Source organism: Massilia forsythiae (assembly GCF_012849555.1).
Taxonomy (GTDB): domain Bacteria; phylum Pseudomonadota; class Gammaproteobacteria; order Burkholderiales; family Burkholderiaceae_D; genus Telluria; species Telluria forsythiae.
Window position 1 is genome coordinate 4,262,763 of the sequence record NZ_CP051685.1, and the last position, 16,841, is coordinate 4,279,603.

The 16,841-nt window shown below is 66.8% G+C and carries 16 protein-coding genes and 1 tRNA gene; 13 read left to right on the top strand and 4 right to left on the bottom strand.

Going from position 1 to position 16,841, the window contains the following annotated elements:
• Positions 1–131: 131 nt before the first annotated feature.
• Genes HH212_RS18090 through HH212_RS18115 form a run of 6 tightly spaced genes read left to right on the top strand, consistent with a single transcriptional unit; the run spans position 132 to position 6,123 of the window.
• Complete coding sequence (locus tag HH212_RS18090; RefSeq protein ID WP_170205519.1) at positions 132–1,019, top strand: alpha/beta fold hydrolase; 888 nt, start codon at positions 132–134, stop codon at positions 1,017–1,019.
• A 30-nt stretch (positions 1,020–1,049) separates the two neighbouring features.
• On the top strand, positions 1,050–1,400 hold the full coding sequence (locus tag HH212_RS18095) for a RidA family protein (protein ID WP_170203740.1): 351 nt from the start codon (positions 1,050–1,052) through the stop codon (positions 1,398–1,400).
• Positions 1,401–1,412: 12 nt separating this feature from the next.
• Positions 1,413–3,653, top strand: a complete 2,241-nt coding sequence (locus HH212_RS18100; protein ID WP_170203741.1) for a RelA/SpoT family protein — start codon at positions 1,413–1,415, stop codon at positions 3,651–3,653.
• Positions 3,654–3,705: 52 nt separating this feature from the next.
• Positions 3,706–4,512 carry an MlaE family ABC transporter permease gene (locus HH212_RS18105; protein WP_370663938.1) on the top strand — a complete coding sequence of 269 codons (807 nt, stop codon included), beginning with the start codon at positions 3,706–3,708 and terminating at the stop codon, positions 4,510–4,512.
• A 13-nt stretch (positions 4,513–4,525) separates the two neighbouring features.
• Complete coding sequence (locus tag HH212_RS18110) at positions 4,526–5,479, top strand: MlaD family protein (protein ID WP_170203742.1); 954 nt, start codon at positions 4,526–4,528, stop codon at positions 5,477–5,479.
• On the top strand, positions 5,476–6,123 hold the full coding sequence (locus HH212_RS18115) for a hypothetical protein (protein ID WP_170203743.1): 648 nt from the start codon (positions 5,476–5,478) through the stop codon (positions 6,121–6,123). Before HH212_RS18110 ends, HH212_RS18115 begins: the two co-directional genes overlap by 4 nt.
• A gap of 101 nt (positions 6,124–6,224) precedes the next feature.
• Here HH212_RS18115 and HH212_RS18120 read toward each other — a convergent pair whose 3' ends face one another.
• The 4 genes from HH212_RS18120 to HH212_RS18135 form a co-directional block, all read right to left on the bottom strand.
• Positions 6,225–6,698, bottom strand: a complete 474-nt coding sequence (locus tag HH212_RS18120; protein WP_170203744.1) for an MgtC/SapB family protein — start codon at positions 6,696–6,698, stop codon at positions 6,225–6,227.
• A gap of 98 nt (positions 6,699–6,796) precedes the next feature.
• The gene (locus HH212_RS18125; protein ID WP_170203745.1) at positions 6,797–7,189 is read right to left on the bottom strand and encodes an H-NS histone family protein; all 393 of its coding nucleotides are present in this window, start codon (positions 7,187–7,189) and stop codon (positions 6,797–6,799) included.
• A 67-nt stretch (positions 7,190–7,256) separates the two neighbouring features.
• The gene (locus HH212_RS18130; RefSeq protein ID WP_170203746.1) at positions 7,257–8,279 is read right to left on the bottom strand and encodes an NAD(P)/FAD-dependent oxidoreductase; all 1,023 of its coding nucleotides are present in this window, start codon (positions 8,277–8,279) and stop codon (positions 7,257–7,259) included.
• Between the two features lie 108 nt (positions 8,280–8,387).
• Entirely contained in the window at positions 8,388–9,341 is a 954-nt protein-coding gene (locus HH212_RS18135) for a cation diffusion facilitator family transporter (RefSeq protein ID WP_170203747.1), read from the bottom strand.
• A gap of 125 nt (positions 9,342–9,466) precedes the next feature.
• On the opposite strand from HH212_RS18135, the gene HH212_RS18140 reads away from it, so the two are divergent.
• The 7 genes from HH212_RS18140 (at position 9,467) to pheT (ending at position 16,822) form a co-directional block, all read left to right on the top strand.
• Positions 9,467–9,543 (top strand) — tRNA-Val (locus HH212_RS18140).
• A 233-nt stretch (positions 9,544–9,776) separates the two neighbouring features.
• The gene (thrS, locus tag HH212_RS18145; protein ID WP_170203748.1) at positions 9,777–11,687 is read left to right on the top strand and encodes a threonine--tRNA ligase; all 1,911 of its coding nucleotides are present in this window, start codon (positions 9,777–9,779) and stop codon (positions 11,685–11,687) included.
• A 55-nt stretch (positions 11,688–11,742) separates the two neighbouring features.
• Positions 11,743–12,267: a translation initiation factor IF-3 gene (gene infC / locus HH212_RS18150; protein ID WP_170205521.1), complete on the top strand. Its 525-nt coding sequence runs from the start codon at positions 11,743–11,745 to the stop codon at positions 12,265–12,267.
• A gap of 319 nt (positions 12,268–12,586) precedes the next feature.
• Positions 12,587–12,787, top strand: a complete 201-nt coding sequence (gene rpmI / locus HH212_RS18155) for a 50S ribosomal protein L35 (RefSeq protein WP_005667419.1) — start codon at positions 12,587–12,589, stop codon at positions 12,785–12,787.
• Between the two features lie 23 nt (positions 12,788–12,810).
• Positions 12,811–13,173: a 50S ribosomal protein L20 gene (gene rplT, locus HH212_RS18160; RefSeq protein WP_170203749.1), complete on the top strand. Its 363-nt coding sequence runs from the start codon at positions 12,811–12,813 to the stop codon at positions 13,171–13,173.
• 135 nt (positions 13,174–13,308) lie between these two features.
• On the top strand, positions 13,309–14,340 hold the full coding sequence (gene pheS / locus HH212_RS18165) for a phenylalanine--tRNA ligase subunit alpha (RefSeq protein WP_170203750.1): 1,032 nt from the start codon (positions 13,309–13,311) through the stop codon (positions 14,338–14,340).
• A 55-nt stretch (positions 14,341–14,395) separates the two neighbouring features.
• Positions 14,396–16,822, top strand: a complete 2,427-nt coding sequence (gene pheT, locus HH212_RS18170; RefSeq protein ID WP_170203751.1) for a phenylalanine--tRNA ligase subunit beta — start codon at positions 14,396–14,398, stop codon at positions 16,820–16,822.
• Positions 16,823–16,841 lie beyond the last annotated feature (19 nt).

The window sequence follows — 16,841 nt, forward strand, 5'->3', positions numbered from 1 at the left end:
GCGCCGAATAATATCTTGCAGGGCTGGGACGATATTGTCGGCGGCGTACGGAAGCGGCCTGGATCGCCGGGCCGGATCGCTGGGTTGGACCAATGAGTCGGCAGATGGAAGAAATGTCAGTGGAACAGAATGTGAACGAAGCGCGGCGCAAGTCGGTGCTGTGCAGCTCGCCGGCCGGCCTGCACCGCATGGCCTACAAGGAATGGGGCGACCCCGCCAACCCGCGCGTGCTGGTGTGCGTACATGGCGTCACCCGCGTGGCCGACGATTTCGATGCGCTGGCGCGCGCCCTGTGCGACCGCTACCGGGTGGTGTGCCCGGACGTGGCCGGACGCGGCCGTTCCGGGCGCCTGCGCGATCCCGAGCTGTACACGGTGCCGCAGTACGTGGCCGACATGGTGACGCTGGTCGCGCGCGTGACCGCCGGCGCCGACGGCAACGCCGATGAAGGCGTGCACTGGTTCGGCACCTCGATGGGCGGCCTGATCGGCATGATCCTGGCGTCGCTGGACGGCACGCCGGTGCGGCGCCTGGTGCTGAACGACATCGGCCCGGTGCTCGATCCGGTGGCGATGGCGCGCATCGGCGACTACATCGGCCAGGACCTGCGCTTTCCCAGCTTCGAGGCCGGCGCCGCCTTCGTGCGCGAGGTATCCGCCTCGTTCGGGCCGCATAGCGACGCCGAGTGGCGCAAGCTGGCCGCCGACGTGCTGGTGCAGGAACCGGATGGCCAATGGGCGCGCCACTACGACATCCGCCTGGCCAGGCCGTTCGCCGCCATCACACCGGAACGCGCGCGCAGCGACGAGGCCATGCTGTGGGCCGCCTTCGACGCGATCCGCTGCCCGACGCTGCTGGTGCGCGGCGAACGCTCCGACCTGCTTTCGCGCGCCACCGCCGAGGAAATGACGCGGCGCGGACCGCGCCCCCGACTGGTCGAGATCGCGGGCGTCGGCCATGCGCCGACCTTCGTGCAGCCGGACCAGATCGCCATCGCGCGCGCCTTCCTGGCCGGCTGAAACATTTATCCACCCAAACCCAAGGAAACCATGGAAATCCAACGACTCCACGTCGGCAAGCGCTTGTCCGAAATCGCCATCCACAACGGCACCGTGTACCTGGCCGGCCAGATCGCCGAAGACACCGCGCAGGACATCGTCGGCCAGACCCGCGAAGTGCTGGGCCACGTCGACCGCCTGCTGGCCGAAGCCGGCAGCGGCAAGACGCGCATCCTCAGCTGCCAGATCTACATCGCCGACATGGCGTATTTCCCCGGCATGAACAGCGTGTGGGACGGCTGGGTCGTGCCCGGCCACACGCCGCCGCGCGCCACGGTCGAAGCGAAGCTGGCCAATCCCGCCTGCCTGGTCGAGATCGTGGTCGTCGCGGCCCAGGCCTGAGAAGCGGCGCGTATGGTATCGATCGTCGCGCTCGGCGACGCCACCACCCAGCTGCTGCACGGCCTCGGCCATGAGGATTGCACGCGGGTCAAGGCCGCCCTCGATTTTGCCTCGGCCACCTACGGCGACAGCCTGGCCACGTCCGGCCAGGGCGCCTTCGAGTTTTCGCTGGCGGTGGGCGGCACCCTGGCGCTGCTGCGCAGCGACGCCGAGACGCGCATGGCCGGCCTGCTGTTCGAGCTGGCCGTGGTCGATCCGGCGCACGCCGCCCAGATCGAGGATCGCTTCGGCAAGGACGTGGCGGCCATGGTGCATGGCGTGCAGCAGCTGATCCGCCTGCGCGACCTGACGGCCAACCAGGCCCCGGTCGGGCGCGGCAAGAACGCCGCCCAGGAAGCCAAGGCGCAGGTCGAAACCCTGCGCAAGATGCTGCTGGCGATGGCATCCGACATGCGCGTGGTGCTGGTGCGCCTGGCTTCGTGCGTGACCAGCCTGCGCTGGTTCGCCGAGCAGAAGCGCTTCGATGCGGTCACCCACGACTACGGGCGCGAGGTGCTGGATTTGTACGCGCCGCTGGCCAACCGCCTCGGCATCTTCCAGCTCAAATGGGAGCTGGAAGACCTGGCGTTCCGCATGATGGAGCCGGAAACCTACAAGCGCATCGCCAAGATGCTGGAAGAAAAGCGCATGCTGCGCGAGAGCTTCGTGCAGTCTGCCATCACGCGATTGCAGGACGAACTGGCGGCGGCCGGCATCAAGGCCGAGGTCAGCGGGCGGCCCAAGCACATCTACAGCATCTATAAAAAGATGCGCGGCAAGGAGCTGGACTTCACGGCGCTGTACGACGTGCGCGCCTTCCGCGTGATCGTGGCCGACGTCAAGACCTGCTACACGGTGCTGGGCCTGGTGCACAACATCTGGACCCCGATCCCGAAGGAATTCGACGACTACATCTCGCGTCCCAAGCCGAACGGCTACCAGTCGCTGCATACCGTGGTCAACGCCGACGACGGTCGCCCGCTGGAAGTGCAGATCCGCACCCAGGAGATGCACAACTTCGCCGAGTACGGGGTGGCGGCGCACTGGCGCTACAAGGAAGAGGGCGGGTCCAACTTCAAGAGCCAGCAGTACGACGAAAAGATCGCCTGGCTGCGCCAGCTGCTGGCCTGGAACAGCGACGTCGCCGGCGCCGTCGCCGGCCAGGAAGAGCTGCAGCGCGAATGGGTCGAGAAGCTCAAGTCGACCACGCTGGACGACCGCATCTTCGTACTGACGCCGCAGGCGCGCGTGCTGGAGCTGCCGGTCGGCGCCACGCCGATCGACTTCGCCTACCACCTGCACACCGACGTCGGCCACCGCTGCCGCGGCGCCAAGATCGACGGCACCATGGTGCCGCTGAACACGGCGCTGCACAACGGCCAGACCTGCGAGATCATCACCGCCAAGGGCGCGCCGGGCAGCGCCGGGCCGTCGCGCGACTGGCTCAGCCCCGGCTATACCGTCAGCAGCCGCACGCGCACCAAGATCCGCGCCTGGTTCCACGCGCTGGAACTGGCCGAGACCCTGGCGCACGGCCGCGGCCAGGTGGAAAAATCGCTGCAGCGCGAAGGCAAGACCGCGGTCAACCTGGAAGCGCTGGCGCACAAGCTGGGCTTCGCCAAGCTGGACGACCTGTTCATCGCGGTCGGCAAGGACAAGTTCAGCCTGCGCCACGTGGAAGCGGCGCTGCACGAGCCGAGCGAGACGGCGCAGCAGGAAGACGCGGCGGTGGTCAACAAGAGCCGCGCCTCCAGCGTCGAGCAGGGCGCCAAGTCGGGCGTGCTGGTGGTCGGCACCGAGGGCCTGATGACGCAGCTGGCGCGCTGCTGCAAGCCGGCGCCGCCCGACCCGATCGTCGGCTTCGTCACGCGCGGCAAGGGCGTGTCGATCCACCGCGCCAGCTGCAAGAACTTCGGCGAGATGGCGGCCAAGGCGCCCGAGCGCGTGCTCGAGACGGAGTGGGGCCGCACCGGCAACGACACCGTCTACCCGATCGACATCTTCATCCTGGCCAGCGACCGCCAGGGCCTGCTGCGCGACATCTCCGAGGTGCTCACGCGCGAGAAGATCAACGTCATCGGCGTCAATACGCAAAGCGCCAAGGGGACCGCGCGCATGGTGTTCACCGCTGAGATCGGCGCCACCGGGCAATTGCAGAAGGCCCTGGCGGCGATCGCCGAAGTGCCCGGCGTGCAGGAAGCGAAACGCACCTGACGTCGAACGAGCGGTGGTGGAGCCCATCCGCGCCACCCTGTATCATGTCAATATGCCGAACTCGACCCTATTGACCACCCCGCCGCGCCATTGGGGCAAGCTGGCCGCGCGCTGGCTCGGCAGCTGGTGGCGCATGCTGCACCTGGGCGCGGTGGCGCTGGTGCTGGCGGCGTCGACGTCCGGCTGGCACCGGGCCGAGCGCCTGGCGGTCTCGCGCCGCATCCACGCCGGCACCTGGCAGGTGCTGCCCTGGTTTACGCTGCTGACCGCGCTGGTCAGCCTGGTGATCATCCGCATCGTGCTGGTCACGGCGCAGAGCTACGGCCTGTCGCGCTATGCGCTGGAGATGGTGGTGCGCGTGCTGGTGCTGGAATTGATTCCGCTGTCGGCGGCGCTGTTCGCCGCGCTGCGCGCCGGCCTGGCCTTCGACGCCGCCGCCATCGGCCTGGACCGCATCGGCGTCGATCCGGCCGCCGTCACCGGCGCGGCCCTGCAGCGCTTGCGGCGCGATCTCGTGCCGCAGCTGGTGGCCGACGCCTTTTCGGTCCTCAGCCTGGCGATGGCCAGCAGCGTGACCGTGCTGGTGCTGGCCTACCTGAACGTGTACGGACTGTCGCCCTGGGGACTGTCCGACTACACGCGCACCGTCGGCCGCGTGTTCGACCCGGTGGTGACAGTCGGCTTCGTCCTCAAGACCGTGCTGTTCGGGCTGGCGGTGGCGGTGATCCCGAGCGCCGCCATCCTCGAACTGCTGCGCCGCCCGCGCCGCACCGGCTCCAGCGTGCAGCCGGGCGCGCTGCGCCTGCTGTTCGTGCTGTTGCTGATCGAGGCCGGTTCGCTGGCGGTGAAATACATCTGATCCAAGGAAGCCCATGGCCGAACCCGAATCCACTCCCCCGTCCGTATCCACCCCGGCCGAGCCGCGCCACGTCGAGGCCAAGGCGCTGATCCTGCTGGCCGTGATCGGCGCTCTCATCGTGGGCTTCTTCCTGTACGTGATGTACGCGCGCGGCGTGTTCGAGCAGACCCAGCGCCTGGTGCTGGTGGCCGACGATTCCGAAGGCGTGATCCCGGGCATGGACATGACCTTCGCCGGCTTCCCGATCGGGCGCGTGCGCCAGGTCGACCTGGGCAACGACGGCAAGGTCAACATCGCGGTCGACATCGCGCGCGACGACGCCAGGTGGCTGCGTACCAGCAGCGTGTTCACGCTGGAGCGCAGCGTGGTCGGCGAAACGCGCCTGCGCGCCTACACCGGCATCCTGAGCGATCCGCCGCTGCCGGACAAGTCGACCCGCCCGGTGCTGCGCGGCGACGCCACCGCCGAGATCCCGCGCCTGCTGGCGACGGCGCGCACGCTGATGGAGAACCTGGAAGCGATGACGCGCGCCGATTCGTCGATCGGCAACAGCCTGGCCAATGTCGAGACCATCACCGGCCGCATGACCGGCCGCTACGGCGTGCTCGGTACCGCGCTCGGCGGCGACGAGGAAGCGAAACAGCTGCTGCAGACGCTGCGCCGCGTCGACGCCATCCTGGCCAAGGCCGACCGCCGCGTGTTCGGCGCCAACGGCGTGATGGACGATACGCAGGCCGCGATCGGCGAGCTGAATGGCATGTTGAAAGATGCCCGCGTGACGCTGCAGAAGGTCGACGCGGTGCTGGCCGAGGCGCAGGCGGTGGGCGCCAACGCGCGCGTCGCCACGCAGGACCTGGGCAAGCTGCGCGGCGAGGTCGACGCCAGCCTGCGCAAGGTGAACCGGCTGGTCGACCAGATCGACCGCAAGTGGCCGTTCAAGCGCGACACGGAGATCAAGCTGCCATGACCATCGCATCCCTTCCGCGCAAGGCCGGCCTGGCGCTGCTGGCGATCGTGCTGGCCGGCTGCGCCGCCACGCCGAAGCCGCCGCCCTGGCAGAACGACGTGCGTGACGCGCTCGACGGCTTCACCGACGCCTGGCTGCACGGCGACGGCGGCGCCGCCGAGGCCGATTTCGCGCGCGCGCGCCGCGCCGCCGGCGCTACCGGCCGCTTCGACAACGTGGCCCAGGCCGAACTGGTGCGCTGCGGCGTGCGCGCGGCGGCGCTCGACTACGACTGTCCCGGCTTCGCCGCCATCGCCCAGGATGCCACGCCGGCCCAGCGCGCCTACGCGGCCTACCTGGACGGGCGCTGGCAGGGGTTGGATGCCGGCCTGCTGCCGGCGCAGCACCGGGCGGTGGTGGCGAGCGGCTCGCTGGCCGGCGTGGCCGATCCGCTGGCGCGCCTGGTGGCGGCCGGCGCGCTGCTCAAGGCCGGCCGCATCGCGCCCGGAGACGTCGGCGCCGCGGTCGACGCCGCGTCAAGCCAGGGCTGGCGCCGCCCCCTGCTGGCCTGGCTGGGCGTGCAGGAACGGCGCGCGCTGGCGGCCGGCGACGACGCGGCGGCGCGCGCCGTGCGGCGCCGCATCGAGCTGGCATCCGGGGAATGAACGCAATCTCTACAAACGCTGGCACAGGCCCCAGGGCAAGGCGCATCGTCTAGTATGGCGAGAAGAATGCAACGCAGCCATGCGGCCCGGACCAGCGTCTGTCAGTCGCCGCGCGGGCGTTTCAGCAGGGCCAGGATGATCACCGTGAACAGCGCACTGGCCACCGCCGTCGCTTCCTTGCCCATGCCGGCGGCCACGCCGATGGCGGCGGTGAGCCAGACGCTGGCCGCGGTCGTCAGTCCGCGAATGTCGTTGCTTTCCTTTTGCTTGAGGATGGCGCCGGCACCGAGGAAGCCGATGCCGGCGGTAACGCCCTGCAGCACGCGCGACAGGTCTTCCACGCGCATGCCGGCCTGCAGCGGAATCAGCACGAACAACGCCGAGCCGAGCGAGACCAGCATATGCGTGCGCAGGCCGGCCGAGGCGCCGCTCGCTTCGCGTTCATAGCCGATCATCCCGCCCAGCAGCATCGCCACCAGCAGGCGCAGCACCAGGCGCGTGATGTCGTCGGCCTGGCCGAGGTCCGAGAATTCCTGCTGCACCGTCGCCCAACTTTGCTCCCACCACATCGGCATCCCTTCGCATGTCCATCATTCCATGCGCATGATGCCAGTCCGGGCCGCCTGGCGGCGCGCCGCTCGCCGCCGCGGCCGGGCAGGGCAGGCGAACGCGCTCAGGCGCCCTTGGCGTCGGCCACCTTGAAGGCATCCAGCGTGGTGCCGCCGGCCAGCGCCTCGGCGATCCATTTCGGCTGGCGTCCGCGCCCGCTCCAGGTCTGGGCGCCGTTGGCCGGGTTGCGGTAGCGCGCCGCCGCCTTCGGACCGCTGGCCCTGGCGCCGGCCGGTTCCAGTCCGTCCGCCTTCGGGCCGGCCAGCGCTTTCAGGCGGCCGCCGCCCTTCTTCATCAGGGATTCGACCGAGATGCCGGCCTCGCTGGCGATCGCGCGGATCTGTTCGCGCGCCTTGCCCAGTTCCTGGCGCTGGCGTTCCTTGATTTCGTTTTCGACGTCGAACTGCAAGCCTTTCAGCTCGGCCAGGTTGTAGTCGGACAGGTTGATCGCGGCCATGGAGGATTCTTTCCGTATGCGTTGTGGGGATGGCCGCATCATGCCGGGTTTCCGGGCGCGGCGGCGCTCACCAGACCGTCTGCAGGGCGCGCGCCGCCGCGCTGCCAGGCGCCGCCGCCGGGCGCAGCGCCGGCGGCAGCAGGTTGTGGATGTGGGTGGCGGCGCGCGCCGCCTGGCCGGTGGCCACCGCGATCTGGTTCAGGCCGACGACCACGTCGCCGATCGCGAACAGGCCGGGCACCGCGGTGGCGCCGTGGCCATCCACCACCAGCTCGCTGCACTGGGCGGTCTCGGCGCCGAGATTCACGGCCAGGCCGGAGCGCGCGTTCTCGCCCAGCATCGGGTAGAACACGTCGGCTTCGAAGGCTTGCCCGTCCTCGGTGTGCATCACCGGCTTCATGGCGGCGTCCAGCGTCACCGACAGCAGCGGCGAATCGACGTAGCGCACGCCGGCCGCGTCCAGCTGGCGACGGTCGTCGTCGGTGAGGATGGAGGCCGAGCGCGGCCCGGCGGGGCCGCGCTCGAACAGGGTGACGTCGGCGCTGAAGGTGCGCATGAACATGGCGTGGCCCACCGGGTTCACCTCGGCGGTGGCGACCGCGATGCGCTTGTCCATGACGTCGAAGCCGTCGCACACCGGGCACAGGCGCACCGAGCCGACGGCGATCGCCTCGCGCCAGTGTTCGACCGGCAGGCCGACGTCGGCCACGCCGGTGGCCAGCAGCACGGTATGGGCGCGGATCGGCTGGACGTCGCGCTGTTCGGACTCGTCCCCGGCCAGGTAGTCGGCCACGAACAGCCCGTCCTCGATGCGCAGGTCGGCGATCTCGCCGCTCATGACCGAGCCGCCGTAGCGCTCCAGCTGGGCGGTCAGGTTGCCGAGCAGCGTGTGGCCCGGTACCCCTTCCGGGAAGCCCGGATAGTTGTGCGAGACCGGGATCAGGCGCAGGCGGCTGTTGCCCTTGTCGACCAGGGCGATGTTGCGGGTGAAGCGGCGCAGGTAGATCGCCGCGGTCAGGCCGGCGGGGCCGCCGCCGACGATCAGCGTGTCGTAGACGGGCGCGCTCAACGGTTCGTGTGGAATGGTCATGGCCCGATTATCGGCAAGGCGGGCGCCATCGGCCTATCGGCGCGCGCGCCGCAGCCGGGTCGGACCGTACTGACACGGCGCTGCGCGCGTGGCCGGCTCGCCGTCCGGTCACAGGTGGGGCAGGGCGTTGTGGGTTTCCGGTTGCAGCGTCACGTGGTCGATGCCGTGCCTTTCCAGCAGCATCGCCTTGACCGCGAACAGCACTTCCGGCCAGCACGCCAGGTCGACGATTTCCAGGTGGCCGATCAGGGCCGGCTCGCCCGGCGACATGTCCCACACGTGCAGGTCGTGCACCGACATCACGCCGTCCACCGCCGCCAGGTCGGCGCCCACCTTCAGGTAGTCGATCCCGGCCGGCACGCTCTCCATCAGGAAGTGGTAGGACTCGCGCAGGATGCCGCTGGTGGACCGGAGGATCAGCAGCGAGACGAAGATCGACAGGATCGGGTCGATCCGCACCCACTGCGTGAAATGGATGATGGCGCCGGCCGCGATCGCCGCCGCCGAGCCCATCAGGTCGCCCATCACGTTGACCAGCGCCGCGCGCGTGTTGATGCTCTGTTCGCCGCGCGACAGCACCCAGGCCACCAGGATGTTGATGGCGGCGCCGATCGAGGCCACCACGAACACGGTCGATCCGCCCACCGGCTCCGGATGCAGCAGGCGCTGCGCCGCCTCGTAGACGATCCAGGCCACCAGCAGCAGCATCGCCAGGCTGTTGACGAAGGCGGCCAGCGCCTCGGCGCGCACGAAGCCGAACGAATGGCGCGCCGAGGGCGGGCGCTTGGCGATCACCTGCGCCATCAGGGCCAGGCCGAGGGCGGCGGCGTCGGTCACCATGTGGCCGGCGTCGGAAATCAGCGCCAGCGAGTTCGACATGACGCCGCTGACCGCCTCGATCAGCGCGAACAGCAGCGTCAGCGCCAGGGCCACGCCGAGCGTTTTCTGGCTCCTGCCCTCGATGGTGTGGCCGTGGACGGCGTCGCCGTCGAGGTGGGCGTGCAGGTGGGCGGAGTCGGACGGCGCGGTGTCGATGGAAGGGTGGGCGGGCTGCTGGGACATGGTCTGGAGAAGATGAGCGAAGAGGATGAGCGGGCCGTCGCGCAGTGTACTGGATTCGCGCGGCGCGCACGATGCGGACATGAGCCTTGCGCATTGCGCCCCGACTCCCTATAATGGCGGCACACGGGCGGTTAGTTCAGCTGGTTAGAATACTTGGTCGACATCCAAGGGGTCGCAGATTCGAATTCTGCACCGCCCACCAGAATCCTCAGCAGTAACGGTAAGAGCGAGAAAGGCACTGACGGTTATGACACCGCGAACTACAACCTGGTTGTGGGAGAATCGCTAGACGCGGTTCGGTGTGCTTTTGTCTTTCGCAAACGCTCGACAACACTGAAGAAAACGCGCCTGGTGCGCGTTTTTTTTCGTCCCGACTTTTCCAGTTTCAATTTTATTAACATCAACGGGCGCAGCGGCGCCGACATGGAGATCACGATGTTGAATGTTCGACTTCCAGACGGCTCGAGCCGTCAATTCGATGCACCGGTGACGGTCGCCCAGGTGGCGACCAGCATCGCGCCCAGCCTGGGCAAGGCGGCGCTGGCCGGCAAGGTCGACGGCAAGGTGGTCGATACCTCGTTCCTGATCGAGCACGACGCCGACCTGGCGATCGTCACCGACAAGGATGCCGAAGGCCTGGACGTCATTCGCCACTCCACCGCCCACCTGCTGGCCTACGCCGTCAAGGAACTGTTCCCGGACGCCCAGGTCACCATCGGCCCGACCATCGAGAACGGCTTCTACTACGACTTTTCGTACAAGCGCCCGTTCACCCCGGACGACCTGAAGGCGATCGAGAAGAAGATGGCGGAACTGGTCAAGAAGGACGAGCCGGTCACCCGCAAGGTGTTGCCGCGCGACGAGGCGGTGACCTACTTCAAGTCGATCGGCGAAGACTACAAGGCCGAGATCATCGCCTCGATCCCGGCGAACGAGGACGTGTCGCTGTACACGAAAGGCGCGTTCACCGACCTGTGCCGCGGCCCGCACGTGCCCTCGACCGGCAAGCTGAAAGTGTTCAAGCTGATGAAGCTGGCCGGCGCCTACTGGCGCGGCGACTCGAAGAACGAGATGCTGCAGCGCGTCTACGGCACGGCCTGGGCGAAAAAGGAAGACCAGGAACAGTACCTGCACATGCTGGAAGAAGCGGAAAAGCGCGACCACCGCAAGATCGGCAAGGCGCTCGACCTGTTCCACTTCCAGGAAGAGGCGCCGGGCCTGATTTTCTGGCACCCGAAGGGCTGGACCGTCTGGCAGCAGGTCGAGCAGTACATGCGCAAGACCTACCAGGTCACCGGCTACAACGAAGTCAAGGCGCCGCAGATCCTGGACGTGACCCTGTGGAAGAAAACCGGCCACTGGGACAATTATCGTGAAAGCATGTTCACGACCGAATCGGAAAACCGCACCTATGCGCTGAAACCGATGAATTGCCCGGGCCACATCCAGATCTACAACGCCGGCCTGCGCTCGTACCGCGACCTGCCGCTGCGCTACGGCGAGTTCGGCCAGTGCCACCGCAACGAATCCTCGGGCGCGCTGCACGGCCTGATGCGCGTGCGCGGCTTCACCCAGGACGACGGCCACGTATTCTGCACCGAAGAGCAGATCGCCGGCGAAGTCACCGCCTTCCACGCCCAGGCGATGAAGGTGTACGACGATTTCGGCTTCGCCAACATCGACGTCAAGATCGCCCTGCGTCCGGACAACCGCATCGGCACCGATGAAGTCTGGGACCAGGCCGAGGAAGCGCTGCGTTCGGCGCTGCGCGGCTGCGGCGTGGAATGGACGGAACTGCCGGGCGAGGGCGCGTTCTACGGCCCGAAGATCGAGTACCACCTGAAGGACAGCCTGGGCCGTCCGTGGCAGGTCGGCACCATGCAGGTCGACTTCTCGATGCCGGGCCGCCTGGGCGCCGAATACGTGGCGGAAGACAACACCCGCAAGGTGCCGGTCATGCTGCACCGCGCGATCGTCGGCTCGATGGAGCGCTTCATCGGCATCCTGATCGAGAACTATGCCGGTGCGCTGCCGCTGTGGCTGGCGCCGGTACAGGTCGCCATCTTGAATATCTCGGATGCGCAAGCATCTTATGTGAAAGAGGTGGAAGCGCGCCTGAAAGCGGCCGGTCTGCGCGTTCACGCTGATTTGCGGAACGAGAAGATTACCTATAAAATTCGCGAGCATTCTGTCCAAAAACTGCCGTACATCCTTGTTGTCGGCGATAAAGAGCGGGACGCCAATACCGTGGCCGTTCGCGCACGTGGCAATGTCGACCTCGGCGTCATGTCGGTCGACGCGCTGCTGGAGCGCCTCCTGGGTGAGGTCGCTTCCAAAACCAAGTGAGGTTCGCCGCGCTTGAGGCAGCTGCCGGAATCATTTAACTTTCAAAGGAAACAACATAGCTACTGACAAGTCGTCGCATCGCATCAATGGCGAAATCAACCACCCGGAAATGCGTCTGAACGGGGTGGACAACGAGCCGCTGGGCATCGTGAGCCTGGCGGACGCGTTCCGCATGGCCGAAGAAGCGAACGTGGACCTGGTGGAGATCGCGCCGAACGCGAATCCGCCGGTCTGCCGCCTGATGGACTACGGCAAGTTCAAGTATTCGGAGCAAAAGAAGGCGCACGAAGCGAAACTGAAGCAGAAGATCATCCAGGTCAAGGAAATCAAGTTCCGTCCGGGTACCGACGAAGGCGACTACAGCATCAAGCTGCGTAACCTGATCAAGTTCCTGGAAGAGGGCGACAAGACCAAGATCACGCTGCGCTTCCGCGGCCGCGAGATGGCCCACCAGGACATCGGTGCGCGCATGCTGGAACGCCTGCGCGGCGACCTGGAGCCGTATGGCCAGGTCGAACAGTTTCCGAAGCTCGAAGGCCGCCAGATGATCATGGTCGTCGCGCCGAAGAAGAAGAAGTAAGCTTCGTTCGCCGCGCCTCGGCGCCGTGACAGTCAAGCCGGGCCGGACCCGGGTTGTGGAGGGGACTCCGCGATCCGGGTCCGGCCGTTTGCGTCGGGGCGGTGCGCTCGCTGGTGCAATCATTCCCGCAACGGTAGCGTTACACGCGCCCGAATCTGTGCTAGAATCTGCGGTTCCCGCGTTTGCTAATGCGGGAAAGCAATACTGTAGTGGACTCGCTTCTGCTGCAGAAACAAGTGAAAGCAGGCATCCAAGAGCGGCGTTGCCGCCACCTGCAATCCTGTTACATATGAGGCTGCCTCTAAGAGGGCAGATGACTATGCCGAAAATGAAAACCAAAAGCTCCGCGAAGAAGCGTTTTCGCGTGCGTCCGGGTGGTACCGTCAAATCGGGTATGGCGTTCAAGCGTCACATCCTGACCAAGAAGACCACCAAGAACAAGCGCCAGCTGCGTGGCACCCGCAACATCAATGCGTCGGACGTCACGAGCGTCTACCGCATGATGCCGTCGGCCGTCTAATCTCACATCACTAAGGAGCGAATATGCCTCGAGTAAAACGTGGGGTTACTGCACGTGCCCGTCACAAGAAGGTTCTTGCACTTGCCAAAGGCTACCGTGGCCGCCGCAGCAAGGTATTCCGTATTGCCAAGCAAGCAGTCATGCGCGCCGGCCAGTACGCCTACCGCGACCGCCGCAACAAGAAGCGCGTCTTCCGCGCACTGTGGATCACCCGTATCAACGCGGCTGCGCGTTCGCACGGCGTGACCTACAGCGTGTTCATGAACGGCCTGAAGAAAGCCGCGATCGAACTGGACCGTAAAGTCCTGGCCGACATGGCTGTCAACGACAAGCCGGCTTTTGCCGCTATCGTGAACACCGTCAAGGCGCAAGCCGCCGCCGCGTAATCGGCCGAGCGACTGCAAGCAAGATCAGCGCCGCGGCCATGCCGCCGGCGCAACAGGGACGGGGCAAAGGGTCAAACCGATGCCCCGTTTTTGATTGTGGCGCCTCCCGCCATCCAAAACAGGAACAGAACACGCATGGATCCGCACGCACAACCCGCGCTGGAACAACTCGTCGCCGCCGCCCAGCTTGACTTCGGTGCCGCGCAAGACGCCGCCGCGCTGGAAAACGCCAAAGCGAAATACCTGGGCAAGACCGGCCAGGTGACCGACCTGATGAAGGGTCTCGGCAAGCTCGACCCCGACCAGCGCAAGGCGCAAGGCGCCCTGATCAACGCCGCCAAGGAAAAGATCGAGACCGCCCTGAGTGCGCGCCGCGACGACCTGGCCAACGCGCAATTGCTGGCGCGCCTGAACGCGGAAAGCATCGACGTCACCCTGCCGGGCCGCGGCCGTTCCACCGGCGGCATCCATCCTGTGATGCGGACCTGGGAGCGGGTCGAACAGATCTTCCGCTCGATCGGCTTCGACGTGGCCGACGGCCCCGAGATCGAGAACGACTGGACCAATTTCACCGCCTTGAACAGCCCGGAAAACCACCCGGCGCGTTCGATGCAGGATACCTTCTATATCGAGGGCAACGACAGCACCGGCAAGCCGCTGCTGCTGCGCACCCATACCAGTCCGATGCAGGTACGCTACGCGCGCACGCATACGCCGCCGATCAAGGTGATCGCGCCGGGCCGCACCTATCGCGTCGACAGCGACGCCACCCATTCGCCGATGTTCCACCAGGTCGAAGGCCTGTGGATCGGCGAAGACATCAGCTTTGCCGACCTGAAGGGCGTGTACCTGAACTTCGTCAAGGCCTTCTTCGAGACCGACGACCTGCAGGTGCGCTTCCGTCCATCCTACTTCCCGTTCACCGAGCCGTCGGCCGAGATCGACATCGCCTTCGGTTCCGGTCCATTGAAGGGGCGCTGGCTGGAAGTCTCGGGCGCCGGCCAGGTGCACCCGACCGTGGTGCGCAATTTCGGCCTGGATCCCGAACGCTTCATCGGCTTCGCGTTCGGTTCCGGCCTGGAGCGCCTGGCGATGCTGCGCTACGGCATCAACGACCTGCGCCTGTTCTATGAAGGCGACCTGCGCTTCCTGAAGCAGTTCAATTAAGCGTCGAGAACAACAAGAAAACCGACAAGTCCACGCAGCGACAAGGCAAACGATTATGCAATTCTCTGAAAACTGGCTCCGTTCCATGGTCGATCCGAAGATGAATTCGGACGAACTGGCCCACCTGCTCACCATGTCCGGCCTCGAAGTCGAGGAAGTCGAGGCGGTCGCGCCGCCGTTCTCGAACGTGGTGGTGGCCGAGGTCAAGGAAGTGGCCAAGCACCCCAACGCCGACCGCCTCAACGTGTGCCAAGTCGACGTCGGCAGCGGCACGCTGCTCAACATCGTGTGCGGTGCGCCCAACGTGCGCGCCGGCATGAAGGCGATCTGCGCCAAGGCCGGCGCCGTGCTGCCGCCGGGCGCCGACGGCAAGCCCTTCGAAATCAAGGTCGGCAAGCTGCGCGGCGTCGAGTCGCAAGGCATGATGTGCTCGGCGAAGGAACTCAAGATTTCGGAAGAAAGCGCCGGCCTGATGGAACTGCCGGAAGACGCGCCGGTCGGCCAGAACATCCGCGACTACCTCGGCTTGAACGATCTCAAGTTCACCATCAAGCTGACTCCGAACAAGGCCGATTGCCTGTCCGTGCTGGGCGTGGCGCGTGAAGTGTCGGCGCTCACCGGCTCGCCCTTGAACCTGCCGGCCTTCCGTCCGGTGCCGGTCACCACCGACGAGACACTGCCGGTGAAAATCTCGGCGCCGGACCTGTGCGGCCGCTTCACCGGCCGCGTGATCCGCGGCCTGAACGCGCGCGCCGCCACCCCGGAATGGATGAAGCGCCGCCTGGAGCGTTCCGGCCAGCGTTCGCTGTCGGCGCTGGTCGACATCTCCAACTACGTGATGCTGGAAGTCGGCCGCCCGTCGCACGTGTTCGACCTGGACAAGATCCACGGTTCGCTGGACGTGCGCTGGGGCCGCAAGGGCGAGTCGCTCAAGCTGCTGAACGGTAATACCGTCGAGGTCGACGAATGGATCGGCGTGATCGCCGACGACCGGGAAATCGAGTCGCTGGCCGGCATCATGGGCGGCGACGCCACCGCCGTGTCGCTGGACACCGCCGACATCTACCTGGAAGCAGCGTTCTGGTGGCCGAACGCCATCCAGGGCCGCGCGCGCCGCTACAACTTCTCGACCGACGCCGCGCACCGCTTCGAGCGCGGCGTCGACTACGCGACCACGATCGAGCACATCGAGCGCCTCACCGCGCTAATCGTCGAGATCTGCGGCACCGGCGAGACGCAGGTCGGCCCGATCGACGACCAAGTCGCCAACCTGCCGCAGCGCAAGCAGGTGGCCTTGCGCACCGCGCGCGCCGCCAAGGTGATCGGCGTGCCGCTCACCGACGACCAGGTGGCCGACATCTTCACGCGCCTGAACCTGTCCTTCACGCGCGAGCCGGGAGCGTTCCTCGTCACGGCGCCGTCGTACCGCTTCGACATCGAGATCGAGGAAGACCTGATCGAGGAAGTGGCGCGCGTGTACGGCTTCGAGAACATCCCGGCGCTGCCGCCGACCGCGCCCAGTGCCATGCTGGTCGAGCCGGAAGACACGCGCTCGCTGTTCGCGATCCGCCACCAGCTGGCCGACCTGGGCTACCAGGAAGTGGTCAACATGAGCTTCGTGGAGCAGGGCTGGGAAGCGGACTTCGCCGCGAATGCCGACCCGATCCGCCTGCAGAACCCGATCGCCAGCCAGTTGAGCGTGATGCGTTCGTCGCTGGTGGGCAGCCTGGTGGCCAACGTGCGCTACAACCTGAACCGCAAGGCCGGCCGGGTGCGCGTGTTCGAGGTCGGCGCCGTGTTCCTGCGCAACGCCCAGGCCGTCGACGGCGCGCTGAGCGTGGCCGGTTTCGACCAGCCCAAGCGGGTGGCGGCGATCGCCTACGGTGCGGCGCTGGACGAACAGTGGGGCGACAAGGCGCGCGCGGTCGACTTCTTCGACGTCAAGGGCGACCTGGAAGCAATGTACGCGCCGCGCAAGGTGCGTTTCAGTAAGATGGAACACCCGGCCCTGCACCCGGGCCGCTGCGCCGCGGTCGAGGTGGATGGCGAGCCGGTCGGCTTCATCGGCGAGCTGCACCCGCGCTGGCTGCAGAAGTACGACTTGCCGCAGGCGCCGGTGCTGTTCGAGGTGGACGCCGAGTCGCTGCGCCGCCGCGCCGTGCCGCGCCATGCCGAGATTTCCAAGTTCCCGGGCGCCACGCGCGACCTGGCGCTGGTGGTCAAGCAAGACCTGCCGGCCCAGGCATTGCTGGACGCCTTCGAGACCGAGCTGGCGTCGAACGAGCTCGGCAAACTCGTGCAAGCCGTTGTTTTGTTTGATGAATACCGCGGGAAGGGCCTGCAGGCGGATGAAAAAAGCCTTGCTTTCCGCTTTAGCTTGCAAGATACTCAATCGACGCTGCAGGATGATGCGGTCGAGGCGATCATGACTGCATTGGCTGCCGCGGCACAACAAAATCACGGCGCTGCCTTGCGCGCTTGATGAGAGGTCACGCGCCTTG